Annotated in this window: 19 protein-coding genes and 4 tRNA genes; 14 read left to right on the top strand and 9 right to left on the bottom strand. The window is 55.9% G+C overall.

Annotation, left to right across the window (positions count from 1 at the left end):
* Positions 1-36: 36 nt before the first annotated feature.
* Positions 37-1,323 carry an MATE family efflux transporter gene (locus tag GPM19_RS08785; RefSeq protein WP_160418779.1) on the top strand — a complete coding sequence of 429 codons (1,287 nt, stop codon included), beginning with the start codon at positions 37-39 and terminating at the stop codon, positions 1,321-1,323.
* 93 nt (positions 1,324-1,416) lie between these two features.
* Here GPM19_RS08785 and GPM19_RS08780 read toward each other — a convergent pair whose 3' ends face one another.
* Both GPM19_RS08780 and GPM19_RS08775 read right to left on the bottom strand, forming a co-directional pair.
* Positions 1,417-2,607, bottom strand: a complete 1,191-nt coding sequence (locus GPM19_RS08780; protein WP_160418662.1) for an amino acid aminotransferase — start codon at positions 2,605-2,607, stop codon at positions 1,417-1,419.
* Entirely contained in the window at positions 2,608-2,946 is a 339-nt protein-coding gene (locus GPM19_RS08775; protein WP_160418661.1) for a 4a-hydroxytetrahydrobiopterin dehydratase, read from the bottom strand. It lies immediately after the preceding gene.
* A gap of 620 nt (positions 2,947-3,566) precedes the next feature.
* On the opposite strand from GPM19_RS08775, the gene GPM19_RS08770 reads away from it, so the two are divergent.
* The 3 genes from GPM19_RS08770 to dcd all read left to right on the top strand — a co-directional run bounded on the left by GPM19_RS08770 (position 3,567) and on the right by dcd (position 6,228).
* Entirely contained in the window at positions 3,567-4,685 is a 1,119-nt protein-coding gene (locus tag GPM19_RS08770; protein ID WP_160418660.1) for a coiled-coil domain-containing protein, read from the top strand.
* 163 nt (positions 4,686-4,848) lie between these two features.
* Positions 4,849-5,649, top strand: coding sequence for an iron-sulfur cluster carrier protein ApbC (apbC, locus tag GPM19_RS08765; protein ID WP_319928110.1), 801 nt, complete (start codon positions 4,849-4,851; stop codon positions 5,647-5,649).
* Between the two features lie 12 nt (positions 5,650-5,661).
* Positions 5,662-6,228, top strand: a complete 567-nt coding sequence (gene dcd / locus GPM19_RS08760) for a dCTP deaminase (protein WP_160418658.1) — start codon at positions 5,662-5,664, stop codon at positions 6,226-6,228.
* Positions 6,229-6,329: 101 nt separating this feature from the next.
* Here the strand turns inward: dcd and purN are convergent, their stop codons facing one another.
* The gene (gene purN / locus GPM19_RS08755) at positions 6,330-7,061 is read right to left on the bottom strand and encodes a phosphoribosylglycinamide formyltransferase (protein WP_160418657.1); all 732 of its coding nucleotides are present in this window, start codon (positions 7,059-7,061) and stop codon (positions 6,330-6,332) included.
* The gene (gene purM / locus GPM19_RS08750) at positions 7,058-8,134 is read right to left on the bottom strand and encodes a phosphoribosylformylglycinamidine cyclo-ligase (RefSeq protein ID WP_160418656.1); all 1,077 of its coding nucleotides are present in this window, start codon (positions 8,132-8,134) and stop codon (positions 7,058-7,060) included. Before purM ends, purN begins: the two co-directional genes overlap by 4 nt.
* Positions 8,135-8,283: 149 nt before the next feature.
* On the opposite strand from purM, the gene GPM19_RS08745 reads away from it, so the two are divergent.
* Together GPM19_RS08745 and hda are read left to right on the top strand one after the other, a co-directional pair.
* Positions 8,284-9,360 carry an AI-2E family transporter gene (locus GPM19_RS08745; RefSeq protein ID WP_160418655.1) on the top strand — a complete coding sequence of 359 codons (1,077 nt, stop codon included), beginning with the start codon at positions 8,284-8,286 and terminating at the stop codon, positions 9,358-9,360.
* Positions 9,357-10,058, top strand: coding sequence for a DnaA regulatory inactivator Hda (hda, locus tag GPM19_RS08740; protein ID WP_160418654.1), 702 nt, complete (start codon positions 9,357-9,359; stop codon positions 10,056-10,058). Before GPM19_RS08745 ends, hda begins: the two co-directional genes overlap by 4 nt.
* A gap of 100 nt (positions 10,059-10,158) precedes the next feature.
* On the opposite strand, the gene GPM19_RS08735 is transcribed toward hda, so the two are convergent.
* The gene (locus tag GPM19_RS08735) at positions 10,159-10,536 is read right to left on the bottom strand and encodes a phasin family protein (protein WP_160418653.1); all 378 of its coding nucleotides are present in this window, start codon (positions 10,534-10,536) and stop codon (positions 10,159-10,161) included.
* Between the two features lie 268 nt (positions 10,537-10,804).
* Between GPM19_RS08735 and GPM19_RS08730 the strand changes: the two genes are divergently transcribed.
* The 6 genes from GPM19_RS08730 (at position 10,805) to GPM19_RS08705 (ending at position 14,194) form a co-directional block, all read left to right on the top strand.
* Positions 10,805-12,181, top strand: coding sequence for a class II fumarate hydratase (locus tag GPM19_RS08730; protein ID WP_160418652.1), 1,377 nt, complete (start codon positions 10,805-10,807; stop codon positions 12,179-12,181).
* A 39-nt stretch (positions 12,182-12,220) separates the two neighbouring features.
* Positions 12,221-13,708: a glycerol kinase GlpK gene (gene glpK, locus GPM19_RS08725; protein WP_160418651.1), complete on the top strand. Its 1,488-nt coding sequence runs from the start codon at positions 12,221-12,223 to the stop codon at positions 13,706-13,708.
* A gap of 65 nt (positions 13,709-13,773) precedes the next feature.
* Positions 13,774-13,850 (top strand) — tRNA-Val (locus GPM19_RS08720).
* Between the two features lie 38 nt (positions 13,851-13,888).
* Positions 13,889-13,965: transfer RNA gene (locus GPM19_RS08715), tRNA-Val, on the top strand.
* A gap of 37 nt (positions 13,966-14,002) precedes the next feature.
* Positions 14,003-14,079: transfer RNA gene (locus GPM19_RS08710), tRNA-Val, on the top strand.
* A 38-nt stretch (positions 14,080-14,117) separates the two neighbouring features.
* Positions 14,118-14,194, top strand: a tRNA-Val gene (locus GPM19_RS08705).
* 53 nt (positions 14,195-14,247) lie between these two features.
* Here GPM19_RS08705 and msrC read toward each other — a convergent pair.
* From msrC to GPM19_RS08685, 4 genes are all read right to left on the bottom strand, one after another.
* Positions 14,248-14,715, bottom strand: coding sequence for a free L-methionine (R)-S-oxide reductase MsrC (gene msrC, locus GPM19_RS08700; protein WP_160418650.1), 468 nt, complete (start codon positions 14,713-14,715; stop codon positions 14,248-14,250).
* 90 nt (positions 14,716-14,805) lie between these two features.
* Positions 14,806-15,597 carry a MetQ/NlpA family ABC transporter substrate-binding protein gene (locus tag GPM19_RS08695; protein ID WP_160418649.1) on the bottom strand — a complete coding sequence of 264 codons (792 nt, stop codon included), beginning with the start codon at positions 15,595-15,597 and terminating at the stop codon, positions 14,806-14,808.
* A 97-nt stretch (positions 15,598-15,694) separates the two neighbouring features.
* Complete coding sequence (locus GPM19_RS08690; protein WP_160418648.1) at positions 15,695-16,348, bottom strand: methionine ABC transporter permease; 654 nt, start codon at positions 16,346-16,348, stop codon at positions 15,695-15,697.
* Complete coding sequence (locus tag GPM19_RS08685; RefSeq protein WP_160418647.1) at positions 16,329-17,372, bottom strand: methionine ABC transporter ATP-binding protein; 1,044 nt, start codon at positions 17,370-17,372, stop codon at positions 16,329-16,331. The genes GPM19_RS08690 and GPM19_RS08685 overlap by 20 nt, the downstream gene beginning before the upstream one ends.
* A 302-nt stretch (positions 17,373-17,674) precedes the next feature.
* Between GPM19_RS08685 and GPM19_RS08680 the strand changes: the two genes are divergently transcribed.
* Both GPM19_RS08680 and GPM19_RS08675 read left to right on the top strand, forming a co-directional pair.
* Complete coding sequence (locus GPM19_RS08680; protein ID WP_160418646.1) at positions 17,675-18,304, top strand: riboflavin synthase subunit alpha; 630 nt, start codon at positions 17,675-17,677, stop codon at positions 18,302-18,304.
* Positions 18,305-18,432: 128 nt separating this feature from the next.
* Positions 18,433-19,734 (top strand): NCS2 family permease, encoded by a 1,302-nt coding sequence (locus tag GPM19_RS08675; RefSeq protein WP_160418645.1) that lies wholly within the window; start codon positions 18,433-18,435, stop codon positions 19,732-19,734.

The raw sequence follows: 19,734 nt of genomic DNA, 5'->3' as shown, positions 1-19,734 counted from the left end.
TCATTGGCGCTTACCCTTTGGCGGCAGACGTGGCCCATGGCCATCGGCGTGCTGGCCCTACTGGGCTTTCAACTGGTGGACAGTGCCTTCATCGCGCGTTTGGGTACCGCACCATTGGCGGCATTATCATTCACCTTTCCGCTTTCGTTTCTGATCATCGGCATTCAGGTAGGGTTGGGCATTGCCATCGCCGCCTTGATTTCCCGTGCGCTAGGTGCCGGGGAAAATGCCCGAGCACGCCGCCTGAGCAGTTTGGTGATGATGATCGGTGGCGTCACCATCGCATTGCTGGGGGTGCTGCTTTGGGCCTTTCACGTGTCTCTGTTCAGGTTGTTGGGGGCGGATACCGCAACGCTTGGCTTGATTGGCGATTATTGGGCACCTCAGCTGCTGGCGGCTTGGCTGGGAGCACTGTTGTATTTTGGCTATAGCCTGTTTCGCGCCCATGGCGATACGCGCTTGCCGGGCAAGATGATGGTGCTGAGCAGCCTCATCAACCTCGTGATGGACCCAATATTGATTTTCGGGATGGGTGACTGGCAAGGTATGGGGCTGCCGGGAGCGGCTTGGGCAACGGTAATTGCCTTCAGTAGTGGCTTGCTGATAGTCGGCTTGAAGCTCAACAGAACCGACTGGCTCACGCGCCATCAGTTATGGCCTGAATTCTTGCGTTCGGCAGGCCCTTTTACCGGAATTGCAGGGCCGGCCATGGTCAGTCAACTGATGCCGCCGTTGGCCGCCATGCTGGCAATTTACGTGGTGGCGGGACTGGGTGAGACCTATGTGGCAGCCTGGGGGCTTGCCAGCCGCCTGGAAACGCTCTCGCTGATGGTGATTCTGGCCATGACCATGTCGCTTCCCCCCTGGTTGGGGCGTTGTTACGGGGCGGGCGATTGGATGCAGATTAAGCGGCTGCTGTACTTGGCGTTGAAGGTGGCGGTGGTGTGGCAGTTGGCGTTGGGCACGCTAATGGCAGTGTTGGCGCCCTGGGTGGCCTTGGCGCTGTCGGGCAATCCCGACGTTCAATCCGAACTCGCCTTGCTGATACGTTTTTTACTCCCCAGCTATGCCGCCTTGGGGGTGTGCATGTTGGTGGTCTCGGCGGGCAATGCGCTGGGTTGGCCGTTACGCGCCATGCTGCTTTCTGCCGCTCGGCTGTTTATCTGTTACCTACCCTGTTTGTGGGTCGGTGCTCAACTCGGCGGTTTCGCCGGTCTGGCTCTGGGGGCGGCAATCGGCAATCTGTTTGCCGGCCTGATGGCCTGGCGTGTGTTGATGACGATGCTTTCCGGCAAACCGCAGCAGGTTGAACCCCAAGCCTGAACGACCCATGCTTGAAATCTGCATAAAAAAACGCCCGAGGCCATGAAATGAGCCTCGGGCATTTTTGTACCGCTTATATCATCTAATTAGCTATCAGCTATTGACCGCCGCAAAGGCCTTAGCCAGGTAGGGCAGGTTTTCGTGCGAGAAACCCGCCACATTGGCGCGGCCGGAGCGGACCATGTAGATACCGAATTCGTCACGCAACCGGTCTACCTGCTCCGGGGTGAGGCCGGTATAGGAAAACATGCCGCGCTGTTCGGCGATACAAGCGTACTTCTGATCCAGGCCGTAGGGCTTCAGAGCCTCAACGAAATCGCGCCGTAGGGTATTGATACGGTCGCGCATTTCAGTGAGTTCGTCGCGCCAGACGGGAATCAGATCGTCGGAACTCAGAATTTCACTGACGATGGAGCCGCCATGTGCCGGCGGGTTGGAATAGTTTTCCCGTGCCACGATGGCAATCTGAGAGCGCACGTTTTCCATCTGCTCGTTGTCTTTGGCCACCATGATCAAGCAACCGGTACGTTCGCAATAGATGCCGAAGTTCTTGGAGCAGGAGCTGGTGATGATCATTTCATCCAGTGATTCAGCCAGCAGACGAACGCCATAGGCGTCTTCATCCAGGCCTTCACCAAAGCCCTGATAGGCGAAATCCACCAATGGCAAAAGATTGCGCTCACGCACTACTTCCAGTACTTGCTTCCATTGATCTTGCGAAAGATCGAACCCTGTGGGGTTGTGACAGCAAGCGTGCAGCAGCACAACATCGCCTTCAGGAATCTGCTTGAGCGCCGACAGCATGCCGTCGAAATCCAGGCGGTTGTCCGCGTCCACATAAGGGTACTTGTGCAGTTTGATACCCGCGGCGGGGAAGATTCCCAAGTGGTTCGGCCAAGTTGGGTCACTGACCCAGATGTCCTTGCCGGGAAGCTGCGTGGCGATGAAATCAGCCGCTAGGCGCAGGGCACCTGTTCCGCCCGGTGACTGGGTGGCGCTGGCACGGCCTGCGTCGAGTACCGGCGAGTTTTCACCGAGCACCATCGGCAGCACCACATTGCCATAGGCGGGTGCTCCATGGGAGCCGATGTAGGTCTTGGTGGTTTCATTCTTGAGCAGGCGAGCTTCCGCTTCTTTGACGGCACGCATGATCGGCGTGTTACCTTGCGAATCGCGGTAAACGCCAACGCCAAGATCCACTTTCTGCGGGTTGGTATCTTTCTTGAAGGCTTCGATCAGCCCGAGGATTGCATCTCCCGGGACTCGCTCAATTTGCTCGAACATTTAGTTGGCTACCTCGTCGGTTCTGGCGGCAAGAATGAAGTCATTGCGATGCAGGCCGCTGATGGCATGTGACCACCATGTCACGGTGGCTTTGCCCCACTCGGTGGTAATTTCCGGATGGTGGCCGGCCTGCTCGGCAATGTCGCCGACGCCTTGGGTGAATGCCAAGGCCTCGGCAAAATCACGAAACGTAAAGCTTCGCATAAGCTTCATGATGCCATCGTGCTCGACAATCCGCCACTCGGGAACCTCCTTTAGTAGTGCCTCGCTTTGTTCACGGGTCAAGGGAGTGGCCTCGGCACTGCATGCTTCACATTTTTGCTGGGATAGGCTGGTCATGAAAGCTCCACTGTCGGCTGTGAGTGACTCAAGGTGTCTCAATCAAGATAGAACGTCGGGGGACGGAGGACCATCCTGGATCAGCTCATACCAGAGATGGAAGGATGGCATTCGGGAGGATTAAAGTGGGCAGGCTCAAGGGCGGTGCTGATCTCTTGCTGTTCTGCTTAAAAAAATTCAACGCTGGATTACCTCGTTACGGCTGTTCAGTAGCGTTTGGCTGTGTATGCTATTAAGGAGGTAATCATATGTATCGCTTGCAACAGGCTATTCAATAGCCTGTTGTGAGAATCAGCACTCACTGCTCGGATCAACAAGAGGGAAGGACGATGTCGGACACAAACACCCCGGATAACAATCAACCCAAAAACGATCCATCCAAGAACGATTCATCCAAAAAAGCTTCTTCAACTACTTCTTCGACAAAGAGCGAACCACCCAAGAACGGTTCCACAGGTACCGGCACTGGTTCCACAACGACTGGCTCCACGACTAGCAGCTCGTCAGGTGGCGGTTCCACGGGTGGCAGCGGCGGTTCTGGGGGTGGCGGTTCCAAAGGTAACAATGCTTCGCCGGGTGCGTCAGGCGGTTCTTCCGCTCAAAAACCGAGCACTAAAGCCTTGTTTCAGGATAACCGGGTTAGAGGAATTGCCGGGATCGCTGCGATAGCCGTGATCTGGGCGGTTTTGGCGCAATCCACCGCAGGGTCTCGTGGGGATGAGGTCGAGACACTCGAAACACGTGTGGAAACCTTGCAAAGTGAAAACCAGGCATTATCCCAGCAGCTTTCCGAAGTGGAAGAGGCTGAAATGGAACTGGAAAGCTTGCGTGGCGAAATGGCTGTACTGCATGAAGAACAGGCCCAGGTCGAAGAGCAATTGGCGAAGGCCGAAAGCGATGTTGCCAGCACTCAACAGCAGCTGGATGCGTTGACGGCGGAGCGTGATGCGCTGCAAACTGAAATAGAGGAATTGCGTACCGAACAGGAAGAGGCCGCTGCTGAACTGGCGTCGCTGCAACAAGAGCTTGAACGGGTCGAGCAGGCTCGTGATGAAGCCCAGGCGGCTCGCCAGCAAGCTGAAGAAGCACGTCAAAGCGCTGAAGCAGCACGGCAAGAAGCGGAGCAAGCTCGCCAACAAGCCGAAGAGGAACGTCAGCAACTAGTCGAAGAGCGCAATGAAGCTGAACAGGCGCTACAAGAGATGCAGTCCGAAATGGAGCAGGCTCAGTCGCGCTTAAACGAACTCGAACAACAGATTCAGGTGCGTGAATCAGAGGTGGAAGTGCTGTCCCGCCAGCAAACGACCTTGACCAATGAGCGCGATGAACTGCAATCGGAAGTTGAAGAACTCCAGGCGCTGCGCCAGGAAGAGCAAGATAGCATCGATCAGGTGCGCTCGGAAATGGAAGATCTCATGCTGGCGATAGATATCGGTCGCGAAGAACTGGCGATGATTGAAGGTCAAGTGGAGGAGCGTGAAAACCAGCTGGAGCGCCTTGAAACTCAATTACGCGACTGGCGTGAAGAATTGAGCACGCTGGAAACGCGGATGGAGAGCACCAGCACTGAAATGGATGGTGCTTCCCAAGACCAGGCGCAGTCCGAGGCACAAGGCCAGCAGCAAGCTCAAGGCGAGCAACAAGAGGGTCAGCAGGAACAAGATCAGCAAGCTCAAGGCGAGCAACAAGAGAATCAACAGGAAGAAGAGCAACAAGCTCAGGAACAAGAGCAGAACTGAGCTTTATAGTAGCGTTAGTTCCTGATTGATCATGGCACGAACGGCAGCTTGCAAGGGGAGGCTGCCGTTCGTGTTTGTGATATGTATTTATGAAACCGGTGGCGAGCGTTATCATCGCCGACTCAGGTGAGAACGTCATCGGTTAACCAAGGAGAAGCATGTGATTGATGGCGTCAAGCATATCGTGGCCGTGGCTTCCGGTAAGGGAGGCGTGGGCAAATCCACTGTAACCGTCAACCTGGCACTGGCCTTATCGGCACAAGGCTATCGGGTTGGAGTACTGGATGCGGATATTTACGGTCCCAGCCAGGCGCAGATGCTGGGCGTGAAAGAGGGCGCCCGCCCGAAACCCGCTGGTGAGAAACATTTTCATCCGATGCAGGCGCATGGCATTCAGGCCATGTCGATGGCATTTCTGGTGAACACTCGGGAGCCCATGGTGTGGCGAGGGCCGATGGTAGTAGGGGCGTTCCAGCAGCTGTTGACCCAGACGCTGTGGGACAACCTGGATTTCCTGTTGATCGACATGCCGCCAGGCACCGGCGACATTCAGTTGACGTTATCGCAACGTGTACCGGTATCTGGCGCGGTTATCGTCACTACTCCCCAGGACATTGCGTTACTCGATGCCCGCAAGGGGATTGAAATGTTCCGCAAGGTCAATGTACCGGTACTCGGCATCGTCGAGAACATGAGCCTTTATCAATGTGAAAAATGCGGCCATCAAGCAGCTATTTTTGGCACCGGCGGCGGCGATCGCATTGCTGAAGAATACGACACCCAGGTATTAGGAAGGCTCCCATTGGCGTTGTCGATTCGTGAGCTGGCGGATGCAGGGCATCCCAGTGTAGTCTCCGAGCCGGAAAGCGACATCAGCAAGACATTCGGCGAGATCGCCAAGCAAGTGGCGGAACAAGTAGCCGGCCAGTCCCATGACGGCCCCTCGATTTCTTTTAGTGAGTGACAACTTCAACCCATGAGTATCAAGTCAGACAATTGGATACGGCGCATGGCCGAACGCCAGGCAATGATCGAACCGTTCGAGTCAGAACAGGTGCGCTACGTCGATGAGCGGCGTGTCATCTCCTATGGCACGTCCAGCTACGGCTACGATGTGCGCTGTGCTGATGAATTCAAAGTATTTACCAATATCTATTCGGCGGTGGTGGACCCCAAGGCATTCGATGAAAAAAGTTTTGTCGATATCAAGGGTGATGTGTGCATCATTCCGCCTAACTCCTTCGCGTTGGCCAGAACGGTGGAATATTTCCGTATCCCTCGGAGTGTGTTGACTATCTGCCTGGGAAAATCCACTTATGCGCGTTGCGGTATTATCGTCAATGTCACACCGCTTGAACCGGAGTGGGAAGGGCATGTGACGCTGGAGTTTTCCAACACTACAAACTTGCCGGCCAAGATTTACGCGCATGAAGGTGTGGCGCAGATGCTATTTCTGGAGTCTGACGAGGTCTGTGAAACCTCTTACAAAGATCGTGGCGGAAAATACATGGGGCAGCGCGGGGTTACTCTGCCACGCACCTGAGCATTGCGCGACCGCCCGCCTGCCTATAGAAAGTGCAAAGGGCGACTTTGATCAAGTCGCCCTTTGTCGTGTCACTGGTGCATCGGCATGCTACCGGCTAGTCAAGTTTCGTCGAGTTCCTCGGCGGCATCCTGGTGAGACAAACGCATGCCATGACGGGGAAGTGTCATACCATCAATGGTGGCGCTGTCACCGGCGAACTGCAGGCGTCCTTCCAGAAACCAATTAACCGCGATAGGAAGAATCAGATGCTCGCGGGCATGAATCTTTTCCGTGAGGCTTTCTTCGCTTTCTCCTGCCTCTACATTGACCACTGCCTGTATCGCTACCGGTCCGCCATCCAGTTCTTCTGTGACGAAGTGTACGCTGCAGCCATGTTCGGTGATTCCATCGGCCAAGGCGCGGGCATGGGTATTGAGCCCTTGGTACGCCGGCAGCAACGAGGGGTGAATGTTGAGCATGCGGCCTTCGTAACGTTCCACGAAGTGTGGGCTCAAGATGCGCATGAAACCCGAGAGTACGATCAAGTCCGGTTCATGCCGCTCGATGACGGTTATCAAGGCACTGTCGTACGCTTCGCGGCTATCGTATTCGCGATGCGGCAGAGCGACGGCATCAATACCGGCCTCGTGAGCCCGTTTCAGGCCGTAAGCCCCAGGTTCATTGGAAATCACCGCCACGATCTCACCGCTCAGGCGGTCGTGAGACTGGGCATCGATCAGCGCTTGCAGGTTGCTGCCATTGCCGGAAATCAGTACCACGACCCGACGTTTTTCGGTGGGGTCGGGCGTGAGATCGTTGAGGGTGTCGCTGCCAAATTCAGGAATGCTCATGCCGGGAGGTTCTCCAGTACAACGGCCTCGGCTCCTTCTTCGCGGGTCACGATATTGCCGATTCGATAAACGCTTTCACCTTGCGCTTGAAGATGCGCCCGGGCCTGGTCGGCTTTCTCCGCGGGTACCACGATGACCATGCCGATACCACAGTTAAGGACGCGGTGCATTTCGGTTTCATCAACATTGCCCTGGGTTTTCAGCCAGTCAAAAACGGCCGGTCTCTGCCAGGTATTCATGTCGATCTGAGCCGCCAGGTTGTCAGGCAGCACACGCGGAATATTTTCCAGAAGCCCGCCCCCGGTGATATGTGAAAGGGCATGTACCGGAATATCGCTATCGCGGAGCAAGGAAAGCAAGGGTTTGACGTAGATACGTGTCGGTGCCATCAGGGCATCGCCCAGTGATCTGCCGTCCAGCTCCATGGCCAGGTCTGCGTCACTGATTTCGAGTATCTTGCGAATCAGTGAGTAGCCGTTTGAATGAGGACCGGAAGACGCCATGCCGAGCAGCACGTCTCCTGCGCCGACCTTGCTGCCATCGAGAATTTCTGATTTTTCCACGACACCGACGCAAAAACCCGCCAGGTCATAGTCGCTGCCTTCATACATGCCGGGCATTTCAGCGGTTTCACCGCCCACCAAGGCGCAGCCGGCCTGTTCACAGCCGTTACCGATACCGCTCACGACATCAGCGGCGATATCCACATCGAGCTTACCCGTGGCATAGTAGTCAAGGAAAAGCAGCGGCTCGGCACCGGCCACGACCAAGTCATTGACACACATCGCTACCAGGTCGATGCCGATAGTGTCGTGGCGACCCAGGTTCATTGCCAGGCGTAATTTGGTGCCGACACCGTCAGTTCCCGATACCAGTACCGGCTCCTTGTAGCCGGTGGGTAGCTGGCACAAGGCACCAAAACCACCGAGTCCACCCATGACTTCGGGACGAGCAGTGCGCCGGGCCACGTGTTTGATGCGATCTACCAGCGCATTGCCGGCATCGATGTCGACGCCGGCATCCTTGTAACTGAGGGAGGGCTTGGCAGGCTGCGAAGAGGAAGTCTCGGTCATGACGTATCCTGTAAAGCAAAAAATAACAGTGCTTGTAATGCCGGCCAGTCAAATCTATGCCGGTGAGCTGAGCAATGGCGAGGCGAGATTGTAGCATCAGGTGGCGCGCCCCGCATCGCTGGTGCCATATCCAGGAAGGAGAGTTACGCATGAAAAAATCGTGGTGGGGAATTATCCTCGTCATTGGACTGGGTTGGTTGCTGTACCGCCTGGATACTGTGTTGATGCCCTTTATTGCCGGGATGATTCTGGCGTATCTGGCCAACCCTCTCGCGAATCGTTTCGAACGCTGGGGAATGAATCGCCCCTTTGCAGTAAGCAGTGTCTTTCTTGTGATGCTGATTATTCTGTCGCTCAGCTTGTTGATACTGATTCCGTTGACCGTGCAGCAGATAAAAGAAGCGGGTGAGGTGATTCCGGGCGTTTTGTCTTGGGTGGAGCAGGAGTTGGCGCCACAGGTACGGGAATGGACGGGGTATGATCTGGAAAATGAACTGGCCAATCTGCGGAAAATCCTGACCGAACATTGGCGTGATGCAGGAGGGTATCTGGCTCAAGTGCTGGGGCAAGTGGGTCGTTCAGGCGCCGCCTTTCTCACATGGATAACCTATTTCGCCTTGATCCCGGTGGTCACGTTTTATCTATTGCTCGACTGGACGCGCCTGAATGCCAACATCATTGGTTTCATTCCTAGGCAGTGGGAGCCGGAAGCCGTTCGGCTTTTAAGTCGCTGTGATGAAGTGCTTTCGGCCTTCTTGCGTGGCCAGCTGCTTGTCATGTTGTGCCTTGGAGTCATTTATTCACTCGGGTTGACGCTGATGGGGTTGAACTTTGGCCTGCTGATAGGCCTGGTGGCTGGTTTGGTGAGTATCGTGCCTTTTCTGGGATTTATCGTGGGGATCGGTGTGGCATTGATTGTGGCACTGTTTCAGTTCGGTACCTGGTGGGCAGTGTTGGGAGTAGTCGCAGTCTTTTCGCTCGGTCAAGCTGCCGAAAGCGTGGTGTTGCAACCCAAATTGCTGGGCGACAAGATCGGCCTGCATCCGGTGGCGGTCATCTTCGCGGTATTGGCGGGGGGCAGCCTGTTCGGTTTTACCGGGGTATTGCTGGCGCTGCCCGCGGCGGCGGTCATCATGGTGCTTTTGCGCGAAATCAACGAACGTTATAAACACAGCAGATTGTACGATGCTGAACAGGATCACCACGACGAAGAGGGAGCGTCATGAGCCGAGTACCGGCACAGTTGCCATTGGGAATAGGCTTACGCGATGACGCCACCTTCGAAAATTTCCTGCCCGCCGAAAATGCTTCACTGGTGGAGCGGTTGATCCACCAATGTGACCTGGATGGGGAGCCGTATGTGTATTTATGGGGAGCACCGGGAACCGGCCGCACGCATTTATTGCAAGCGGCCTGTCACGCCGCCTCGGACGCCGACAAGCGGGCGCTCTACCTGCCGTTGGCGGAATTGGGCCATTTCCCGCCGTTGATGCTGGAAAATATCGAGCGACTGGACCTGGTCGCGATTGACGACCTTGAGCTTGTCATAGGGCGCAAACGCTGGGAGGAAGCCTTGTTTCATGCTTTCAATCGGTTGCGTGATGCAGGCAAGCGCCTGGTGATTGCCGCTCAAGCCTCACCGCGCCAGTTACCGGTAAAATTGCCGGATCTCGCTTCAAGGTTGAGCTGGGGAGTCACTTTTCATGTTCAGCCGCTGGATGATGCCGGACGCCTCGATGCACTCAAGCTACGAGCAAGCTTGCGTGGTATGAAGCTGCCCGATGATGTGGCGCGGTATATTCTGCATCGCGGGCCGCGTGAGCTAGGCGAGCTATGCCGTACTCTGGAAGTGCTGGACCAAGCATCTCTGTCAGCGCAGCGCAAGCTCACAATCCCTTTCGTCAAAAAGGCGCTCGATTGGTAGACAATCGTCATAAACAGAAAAACCGCCGATGAATTCGGCGGTTTTTTGTGCGCTATACTGAATTATAATAAGTCGTTATAACAGAACCTCATGAAAGCACTCAGGCGCTTTTGGCAGTAGCCTTGCTGGCTACTTCACGCGCTTGCTTGACGTTGCTTTCTGTCAGCTTCTGGCTCTGCTGAATGAAATCCTGATGCAAGGAGGCCACCTTGTCGGCATCGCCCTTGACGCGTTCGGTGAGCTCCTTGGCGACTTTCTGCTGGTCTTCCATATAGCTGCGCAGGCCTTCAGCGTTTTTGATGCTCAGCAAGTTACGAACCTGTGCCAGGCTGGTATCGGCATAGGTTTTGCCGGCGTCCAGTTGAGCATTGACCAACTTCTCGGTGAAGTTAAGGCTCAAAGTAGCGAAGGCGCGTGCCGGTGCCATGAACAGGTTGTCGACTTGCTGGTTCATTTCGTTAGTGTTGAAAGTATTCATATTACCCTCCAAGGGTTGTCAGTGACTGACCAGGAAAGTAACGGTAGAGCTTTCTCTTGTTTCCTGACCTTCTTGCGTTGCAAGCATAGCAAGCATTTTTGTGCAGTGCAACATTGCGCGTGAAGCCACTGATAAATAGACCGGACTTGCATCATTTCCCCGCCGCTACCAAGGTGAGATTCATGCAGCCAAGTTGGGGCGCTTTTTAAAGAGGCACTCTTTTAGAAAAATGTATTTTTATCCCACTGGGTTAGGGAGGTAACGTCTCATGAGCACACGTATCGAACGCGACAGCATGGGTGAGCTGGAAGTGCCGGAGAAGGCGCTTTACGGAGCCCAGACCCAGCGTGCCGTCAACAACTTTCCGGTTTCCGGCTCGCCCATGCCCAGCCGGTTCATTCATGCCATTGCCCGGATCAAGCTTGCCGCCGCCCATACCAACCGGGATCTCGGCCTGCTGGACAGCGCATGTGCCGATGCCATCATCAAGGCGGCGGAAGCGGTAATCGCCGGCGAGCATGACAACCAGTTTCCGGTCGACGTGTTCCAAACCGGTTCCGGCACTTCAAGCAACATGAACGTCAATGAAGTGATCGCGACCCTAGCCAGTCGTGAGGGCGTCGAGGTCAACCCCAACGACCACGTCAACATGGGGCAGTCGAGCAATGATGTGATTCCCACGGCGATTCATGTAGCGGCGGCAATCGCGGTAGACACACATTTGCGTCCCGCCCTGGTGCATCTGCACGCTCAGATCACCCAGCGTGCCGACAGCTTGCAGCATGTCACCAAGACCGGTCGCACTCACTTGATGGACGCCATGCCCTTGCGCATGGATCAAGAGCTGGGGGCTTGGGCCAGCCAGATAAATCAAGCCATCGAGCGCCTGGACAGTGCCATGCAGCGGCTGTGCCGGTTGGCGCAGGGTGGCACGGCAGTGGGAACCGGCATCAATGCGCCGCCGGAATTCGCCGAGCGTATGGCGCAGCACTTGAGCCGTCAGACAGGGCTTGCCTTCGAGCCCAATGACAGCTTCTTTGCCAGCCTCGCTTCCCAGGATGCCGCCGTTGAACTTTCCGGCCAGCTCAAGGGATTGGCGTGCGTGGTGATGAAAATTGCCAACGACCTGCGCTGGATGAATTCCGGGCCCCTGGCCGGGCTGGGCGAGATCGAGCTCGAGGCACTGCAGCCCGGCAGTTCGATCATGCCGGGCAAGGTCAACCCGGTGATACCCGAGTCCGCCGCTCAGGCAGCCGCTCAGGTGATCGGCCTGGACATGGCAATCACCGTGGCGGGGCAGAGCGGTAATTTCCAGCTCAACGTCATGTTGCCGCTGGTTGCCTCCAACCTGCTCACTTCCATCATGCTGATGGGTAATACCGCAAGCTTACTCGCGGATAGGGCCATAGCTACCTTCAAGGTCCGTGAGGATAATCTTCAGGGACCCTTGGCGCGTAACCCGATACTGGTCACCGCCTTGAATAACGTGATTGGCTATAACGCCGCCGCCGCTGTTGCCAAGAAGGCCTATCAGGCGGGGCGACCGATTATCGATGTGGCCGAGGAGCAGACCGACCTCGACAGGGAAACGCTGGAAAGGCTGCTTGACCCTGCCGTTCTGACCCGTGGCGGCATTCCCGAGTAAATAAGAACCGAATAAACAAAAACGAGTACAGGGACGCGGATGGCCAATTATCTTCTCGCAATTGATCAGGGGACCACCAGCTCCCGAGCAATTGTGTTTGACCGGCAGGGGCGCAGCGTAGCCTCTGCACAACAGGAGTTTGCTCAATGTTTTCCCGCCGATGGCTGGGTGGAGCATCAACCGGAAGCCATCTGGGAAAGTGTGTTGAGCAGTTGTCGCCAGGCGCTGGAAAATGCCGGCCTGAATGCCGCGCAACTGGATGGAGTGGGCATCACCAATCAACGTGAAACCACCTTGTTGTGGGATCGAGCCACCGGCGAGACGCTGTATCCGGCCATCGTGTGGCAGGACCGGCGTACGATCGAGCATTGTCAGGTGCTCAAAGAAGCAGGGCATGAGCCGATGCTCCAATCACGCACCGGCTTGCTGCTGGACCCTTATTTTTCCGCGACCAAGCTCGCCTGGCTGCTGGATAACATCGAAGGCGCGCGTGAGCGTGCCGAGAGAGGTGAGTTGGCCTTTGGCACCGCGGATTCCTTTTTAATCTGGCGGCTGACGCATGGCCGGGTGCATGCCACTGACGCCACCAATGCCTCGCGTACGGCATTGTTCAATATTCATCATCAAGATTGGGACGAGGAATTGCTGGCGCTTTTCGACATACCGGCCGCATTGCTGCCGCAGGTGCGAGACTCCAGCGATGATTTCGGCAAGGTGGATGCCGCCTGGTTGGGGGCCGAATTGCCGATTTCCGGTGTGGCGGGCGACCAGCAGGCTGCCTTGATCGGCCAGGCATGCTTTACCCCGGGGATGGGCAAAAGTACCTATGGGACCGGTTGTTTCATGATCGTCAATACCGGTGATGACCCTTCGCTATCACGCAATCGATTGCTGACGACGGTTGCCTATCGCCTGAACGGGCGGCCCACTTATGCCATGGAAGGCAGCATTTTCGTGGCCGGTGCGACGGTACAATGGTTGCGTGATGGTTTGAAACTGTTCGCCAACGCCGCGGAAACCGAAGCGCTGGCGGCGGAGACCCGCAGTGGCCATAGCGTTTACCTGGTGCCTGCCTTTACCGGTTTGGGCGCGCCGCATTGGGACCCCAAGGCGCGTGGGGCGATTTTAGGCCTGACTCGCGATACGGGGATAGCCGAAATCGTCGCGGCAGGGCTGCAGGCGGTGTGCTATCAAACCCGCGATCTCCAGGCCTGCATGAATGATGATATCCAGGCAACGCCAGGCGTCTTGCGCGTCGATGGAGGAATGGTCAGCAATAATTGGCTGATGCAATTTCTTGCCGACATGCTCGATGTAGACGTGGATCGTCCCGGTATCCTGGAAACCACCGCCTTGGGTGCGGCGTATCTGGCTGGCCTGAGGTTGGGTTGGTATCGCGATCTGGAGGAAATTTCCCGCCTATGGCAATGCGAGCGACGCTTTACCCCTCAAATGCCTGCGCAAGAGCGTGACGCGCTTTATCGAGGTTGGCGGGAGGCGGTGAGCCGTGTGCGTACCACGCCCTGAGCAAGCCATAAAAATGCTTGCATTTCAGGGGTGGGTCCGTAGAATACGCATCCGTTGCTTGCAGCAGGACCATAGCTCAGTTGGTTAGAGCGCCACGTTGACATCGTGGAGGTCGGCGGTTCAAATCCGCCTGGTCCTACCAAGTATTCGCTGCTGCCAACGTCTTTATTACCGGTTTACAGGACCATAGCTCAGTTGGTTAGAGCGCCACGTTGACATCGTGGAGGTCGGCGGTTCAAATCCGCCTGGTCCTACCAGTATTCGCTGCTGCCAACGTCTTTATTACCGGTTTACAGGACCATAGCTCAGTTGGTTAGAGCGCCACGTTGACATCGTGGAGGTCGGCGGTTCAAATCCGCCTGGTCCTACCAAGTATTCGCTGCTGCCAACGTCTTTATTACCGGTTTACAGGACCATAGCTCAGTTGGTTAGAGCGCCACGTTGACATCGTGGAGGTCGGCGGTTCAAATCCGCCTGGTCCTACCAGTAAAAACGCCCCTGCAATCCAGATTGTAGGGGCGTTTTTTTGCGTTCGAATTTTATTTGAGATACGGCAAGTCGGTCTGATCCACAAAGATCTTCACTAACGCTTCGATGCCGATCTGATCTTTTTCAGTGAAGCGGCCCGGCTCCGGGCTGTCCAGGTCAAGAACTCCCCATAGTCCTGCATTCATCACCACAGGAATCACCAGCTCCGAGCGCGATGCCGCATCGCAGGCAATATGGTCGGCCACGGCATGCACGTCCTCGATGCGCTGGGTGATCTGGCTGCGCGCCGCTGCGCCACATACACCCTTGCTGAAGGGAATGGGGTGGCAGGCAGGCTTGCCTTGAAACGGTCCCAGGTGAAGCAGTTCGGGGCTGCGCTGCAGATAGAAGCCCACCCAGTTCAACTGGGGAATTTCCTGCATGATGAAGGCACAGCTTTGCGCACTATTGGTTAACCAGTCGCGTGTATCGAGTAAGGCGCTGAGCTGGCGACACAGTAAGGAGTAGTCGGGTTGCATGGTTTCGCCTGAAACGTGAAAGGAAACGAATCAGGCCGGCATGAGCCGGCCTGAAATAGGGCACTATGTAGTGTCTAGCAGTGCTTAAACTTACTCGGTCCAGCCGGGAACGGCGCCGCCTTGGAACAGTTCTTCGGCTTTTTCGACAACGGCTTCGCTTTGGTAGGCATCCACCAGCTGGCGGATATCTTCACGGTCTTCATCGCCGCCACGCACGGCAATCAAGTTGACGTAGGGAGATTCGGGACCTTCCTTGATCAAGGCGTCGTCCAAGCTCAGGCCTGCCGGCTGAGCGAAGGTATTGTTGATGAAAGCCATGTCCACATCAGGCAGCACGCGCGGCAACTGAGCGGCTTCGATTTCGTGAAAGCGGAAATTACGTGGATTTTCGACAATATCGATCGGGGTGGCTTCCAGGTTCTCGGGATCATCCAGCGTGATCAGGCCCTTGTTGTGCATCAGGATCAGGGAACGGCCTTCGTTGGAAGGGTCGTTGGGCAGTGCAATCAGAGCACCCTCCGGAAGCTCATCAATATTCTCGTATTTTTCCGAGTAGGCGCCAATGGGGTAAACGAAGGTGTAGCCGGCAATCGCCAGATCGTAGCCCCGGTCATTGTTCATCGACTGCAGGTAGGGCTCGTGCTGGTAGGCATTGGCATCGAGGCTACCATCGGCCAAGGCGGCGTTGGGGGTCACGTAATCCGTGAACTCGATGATTTCGACGTTCAGGCCATATTCTTCCTCGGCAATGCGAGCGGCCACTTGCATGACATCGGTTTCAGGCCCAGCGACGGTGCCTACCTTGAGTGTGTCTGTCTCAGCATTGGCGGTGCTGACGGCAAAAGCGATGGCGGTGAGTCCGCCAAGTAGTAATTTATGCATCCAGAACGCTCCTCTTGAGTTGAATGGACTACTTGAAAATGATATTGCAGGAATAAAAACCCAGTGTCTAATTCATTTTGGTTATTAAGGTTGAAAGCTATTTTCGATCGCTCTTGCGCACCAGGTAGTCACCCAGGCTTTGAAAGCCTTGAACCATTACCACCAGTATCACCACGGTAATCACCATGATGGTGGGGTTGAAGCGGTTGTAGCCGTAGCGTATGCCCAAGTCGCCCAAGCCGCCGCCGCCCACCGCCCCGGCCATGGCCGAGTAGCTCACCAGTGTGACCACGGTAATGGTCAGGCCGGTTATGATGCCCCCGCGGGCTTCCGGGAGCAGTACTTTCCTGACGATCTGCCACGGTGTGGCACCCATGGATTGAGCCGCTTCGACCAGCCCAGGTGAGAGTTCGTTCAGTGCGCCTTCGACCAGACGAGCGACGAAGGGGATGGCGGCAATCGTCAGCGGCACTGAAGCGGCATTGATGCCAATCGATGTACCCACGAGCATTCGGGTGAATGGAATGATCGCCACCATCAGGATGATGAACGGTATCGAGCGTCCGATGTTGGTGACGATGCTTAATACCTGATTGAGCACCGGCATGGCCAGAATTTGGCGTGGACGAGTGACATAAAGCATCACGCCCAAAGGGACGCCAAGCAATGTCGAGATCATCCCCGATATTGCCACCATATACAGGGTGTCCAGAGTGGCCTGGAGAATAAGGTCAAGCATTGCGCTGGACATGGCCAAGTACCTCTATCTGCAATTGGTGGGATTCCAGATACGCCATGGCGTCCCGGGTTTGTTGGGGTGTGCCGAGAAGCTCGGCAATCATTAGCCCCAGGGTACGATCCTGAATGGATTCCACCTTGGCTTGAAGAATGCTGACATCCACTTCGCACTCCCGCGCCAGGCGAGAAATCAGCGGAGTGGAAACTGCGTCACCGGAAAACGTGAGGCGCACGACCGGATGCGTGTGGGTGCCAGCATCGGGGCTCAAGCGTTCAATAAGCTCCTTGGGAGGCTCCAACTGAAGGAAGTCATTGAGAAATTCACGTCCCAATTGGGTGCGTGGGGCGGTAAAGAAATCGCCTACTTCAGCATCCTCTACCAGTTCACCATCTGAAATAAGGCTTACCCGATGGCAAATCGACTTCACCACTTCCATTTCGTGAGTGATCAGCAGGATGGTGAGGCCGAGTTTCTTATTGATATCGCGTAAAAGCTCAAGAATCGAGCCGGTGGTCTGGGGGTCGAGTGCTGAGGTGGCTTCATCGCAGAGCAGAACATTGGGCTTGCTGGCCAGCGCACGGGCGATGGCGACGCGCTGTTTCTGGCCGCCGGAAAGCTGGGCGGGGTATTGGTTGGCTTTATCGACCAGGCCGACCAGTTCCAGAAGCGGCCCGACCCGCTGGCGGATCGTGCTGCGGGTTTCTCCCATCAATTCCAAGGGCAAGGCGATATTATCGAACACCGTGCGGCTGGTCAGTAGGTTGAAGTGCTGAAAAATCATCCCGATACGATGGCGGGCCTTGTTCAGTGCCTGAGGGCTCAGGGCGGTCATGTCCTGTCCGTCGACACTGACCTTGCCGGCAGAAGGGCGCTCAAGCAGGTTGACGCAGCGGATCAAGGTCGATTTACCGGCGCCGGACAAGCCGATCACGCCGTGTATTTTGCCTTGAGGAATATGCAGGTTCACGTTTTGCAAGGCGTGGACGGTGTTGGCGCCAACCCCGTAGGTCTTGCTGATGTTTTCAAGGTAAATCATGGGCGTCTGCCTTGTGGTAGGCCGAAGACACGGGATGTGAGGGCAGGTGCGAAAAAGGGGCATAAAAAAGACCACCCTAGGTGGTGGCCCTAACGCTGGACACACCCTTTTTAGCTGAACTTCATCAGAGAATGTCTGATGGACGCCCGCAATCCGGGGACAAATCGGCGTCATTACATTTGCGGCGAAAGTCTAGAGAGTGACGGGGGGAGTGTCAATTGATTGCGGTGAAGACAACCGCCGCATTATGCTGGGGGCGGTAACAAAGAAGCCATCTAAAACAGCCAGTAAAAGGAGTGCCCATGTTTACCGGTATTGTGCAGGGTACCGCCGAAGTGGTGGAAGTTCGCGAGCTTGAGCAGTTCCGTACCCATATCATGAAAATGCCCGCCGAGCTATGTGAAGGCTTGCAGCTGGGGGCCTCCGTGGCTCACAACGGCGTCTGCCTGACCGTCACGGCGATCGAGGGAACCCGGATCAGTTTCGACTTGATGCGGGAAACGCTGCGGTTGACCAATCTGGGTAACGTTGTTCCGGGAACCCATGTCAATGTAGAGCGTGCGGCACGTTTTGGCGATGAAATCGGTGGTCATGCGATGTCCGGCCATATCATCGGCATGGCGCCTCTCGTCGCCATCGAAGAAGCACCCAATAACCGGAAGCTATGGTTTGAGCTGCCCAGTGAAAAAGGACGCTTTGTATTTGAAAAGGGCTATATCGGTGTGGATGGGATCAGCCTGACAGTCGGAGAGGTACGCAAAGGGAGTGGAGCATCAAGCATACAGTTTTGCGTCAATTTGATTCCCGAAACCTTGGCGCGAACCACCCTGGGACAACGTGTGCCGGGAGATCAGATCAACATCGAAGTCGACCCCCAAACCCAGGCTATCGTGGAAACAGTGGAGCGGGTGTTGGCTGCACGAAATGATTAGGGTGGACAAGGCTCGTCTACGTATGTCGCCTTAGAGGTTCTCGCATCGTCAGGCGCCTTTAGGTACCATGTGCGGCTTTTCTAGCTCCCTTAATGCCACGGCGTTTTCGCGCGCAGGATAAAACATCCATGAAACGTTTCCTCGATAATCATTTCAAGCTCACTGAGCACAAGACAAACGTGAAAACAGAAGTCATCGCCGGGATTACTACTTTCCTGACTATGGCTTACATCATTTTTGTTAATCCGAGTATTCTTTCCGAAGCCGGCATGGATTATGGAGCGGTCTTCGTGGCGACTTGCCTGGCGGCCGCTATTGGCTGTTTGATCATGGGCATATGGGCCAATTACCCCATCGCACAGGCACCGGGAATGGGACTGAACGCCTTTTTCACCTACGGTGTGGTGCTGGGCATGGGTTATACGTGGGAAGCCGCCTTGGGCGCGGTGTTCTTTTCCGGTTTGTGCTTTTTCCTGTTGAGTGTTTTCAAGATACGCGAGTGGATCATCAACTCGATTCCGCTTTCTCTGCGCCTGGGCATCGCCGCGGGTATCGGTCTGTTCCTGGCAATGATCGCACTGAAAAACGCCGGCATCGTGGTGGCCAATCCGGCAACCTTCGTGGCGCTGGGTGATCTGTCCCAGCCGCCGGCGATTTATGCCTTGCTGGGCTTTTTCGTGATTACCGCCCTGGCTTACCTCAAGGTCACCGGCGCCGTCATGATCGGTATTCTGGGTATCACTGTGATCGCCATGCTGTTGGGCCACAATGAATACGCCGGGCTCATGTCCATGCCGCCTTCAATCGCCCCGACCTTCATGGCGATGGATTTGATGGGCGCTCTGGACGTGGCGATGCTCAGTGTGATCTTTGCCTTTCTGTTCGTGGATTTGTTCGATACCTCCGGCACCTTGGTAGGTGTGGCGCAACGCGGCAAGCTGTTGGATAAAGATGGCAAGCTGCCACGTCTTGGTCGTGCCATGATGGCTGACAGTGGCGCCTCCATGGCCGGTGCCGCTCTGGGTACTTCAACCACCACCAGCTATATTGAATCCACGGCGGGAATCGTTTCAGGGGGCCGCACCGGGCTTACCGCTGTCGTTGTAGCCATTCTGTTCCTGGCCAGTCTGTTTTTCGCCCCGCTGGCTGGATCGATTCCCGCTTACGCGACGGCGGGAGCGTTGCTTTATGTGGCGGTATTGATGGCGGGTAGCCTGGCGCATGCCAACTGGGATGACCCCACCGATGCCGCCCCGGTGCTGATTGCCGCCTTGGCGATGCCGCTGACATTCTCGATTGCTGAAGGTATTGCCTTGGGTTTTATCAGCTATGCGGCAATCAAGACGCTCTCCGGGCGTTTCAAGGACCTCAACCCGGCGGTCATTCTGCTGGCGCTACTGTTTGCCTTTAAATACCTGTTCCTAGGCTGA

The sequence above is a fragment of the Vreelandella zhuhanensis genome, from assembly GCF_009793355.1.
Lineage (GTDB): Bacteria > Pseudomonadota > Gammaproteobacteria > Pseudomonadales > Halomonadaceae > Vreelandella > Vreelandella zhuhanensis.
Note: the sequence above shows the minus strand (reverse complement) of the source record. Positions and strands in the feature narration are given on the sequence as shown.

Coding starts and splice junctions, on each gene's coding strand:
- GPM19_RS08745 (WP_160418655.1), top strand. CDS start 8,284: ATGAAAAAATCGTGGTGGGGAATTATCCTCGTCATTGGACTGGGTTGG.
- purN (WP_160418657.1), bottom strand. CDS start 7,061: ATGAGCATTCCTGAATTTGGCAGCGACACCCTCAACGATCTCACGCCC.
- GPM19_RS08680 (WP_160418646.1), top strand. CDS start 17,675: ATGTTTACCGGTATTGTGCAGGGTACCGCCGAAGTGGTGGAAGTTCGC.
- GPM19_RS08785 (WP_160418779.1), top strand. CDS start 37: ATGGCCATCGGCGTGCTGGCCCTACTGGGCTTTCAACTGGTGGACAGT.
- GPM19_RS08735 (WP_160418653.1), bottom strand. CDS start 10,536: ATGAATACTTTCAACACTAACGAAATGAACCAGCAAGTCGACAACCTG.
- GPM19_RS08730 (WP_160418652.1), top strand. CDS start 10,805: ATGAGCACACGTATCGAACGCGACAGCATGGGTGAGCTGGAAGTGCCG.
- GPM19_RS08695 (WP_160418649.1), bottom strand. CDS start 15,597: ATGCATAAATTACTACTTGGCGGACTCACCGCCATCGCTTTTGCCGTC.
- GPM19_RS08775 (WP_160418661.1), bottom strand. CDS start 2,946: ATGACCAGCCTATCCCAGCAAAAATGTGAAGCATGCAGTGCCGAGGCC.
- purM (WP_160418656.1), bottom strand. CDS start 8,134: ATGACCGAGACTTCCTCTTCGCAGCCTGCCAAGCCCTCCCTCAGTTAC.
- GPM19_RS08685 (WP_160418647.1), bottom strand. CDS start 17,372: ATGATTTACCTTGAAAACATCAGCAAGACCTACGGGGTTGGCGCCAAC.
- GPM19_RS08675 (WP_160418645.1), top strand. CDS start 18,433: ATGAAACGTTTCCTCGATAATCATTTCAAGCTCACTGAGCACAAGACA.
- dcd (WP_160418658.1), top strand. CDS start 5,662: ATGAGTATCAAGTCAGACAATTGGATACGGCGCATGGCCGAACGCCAG.
- glpK (WP_160418651.1), top strand. CDS start 12,221: ATGGCCAATTATCTTCTCGCAATTGATCAGGGGACCACCAGCTCCCGA.
- msrC (WP_160418650.1), bottom strand. CDS start 14,715: ATGCAACCCGACTACTCCTTACTGTGTCGCCAGCTCAGCGCCTTACTC.
- hda (WP_160418654.1), top strand. CDS start 9,357: ATGAGCCGAGTACCGGCACAGTTGCCATTGGGAATAGGCTTACGCGAT.
- GPM19_RS08690 (WP_160418648.1), bottom strand. CDS start 16,348: ATGTCCAGCGCAATGCTTGACCTTATTCTCCAGGCCACTCTGGACACC.
- GPM19_RS08780 (WP_160418662.1), bottom strand. CDS start 2,607: ATGTTCGAGCAAATTGAGCGAGTCCCGGGAGATGCAATCCTCGGGCTG.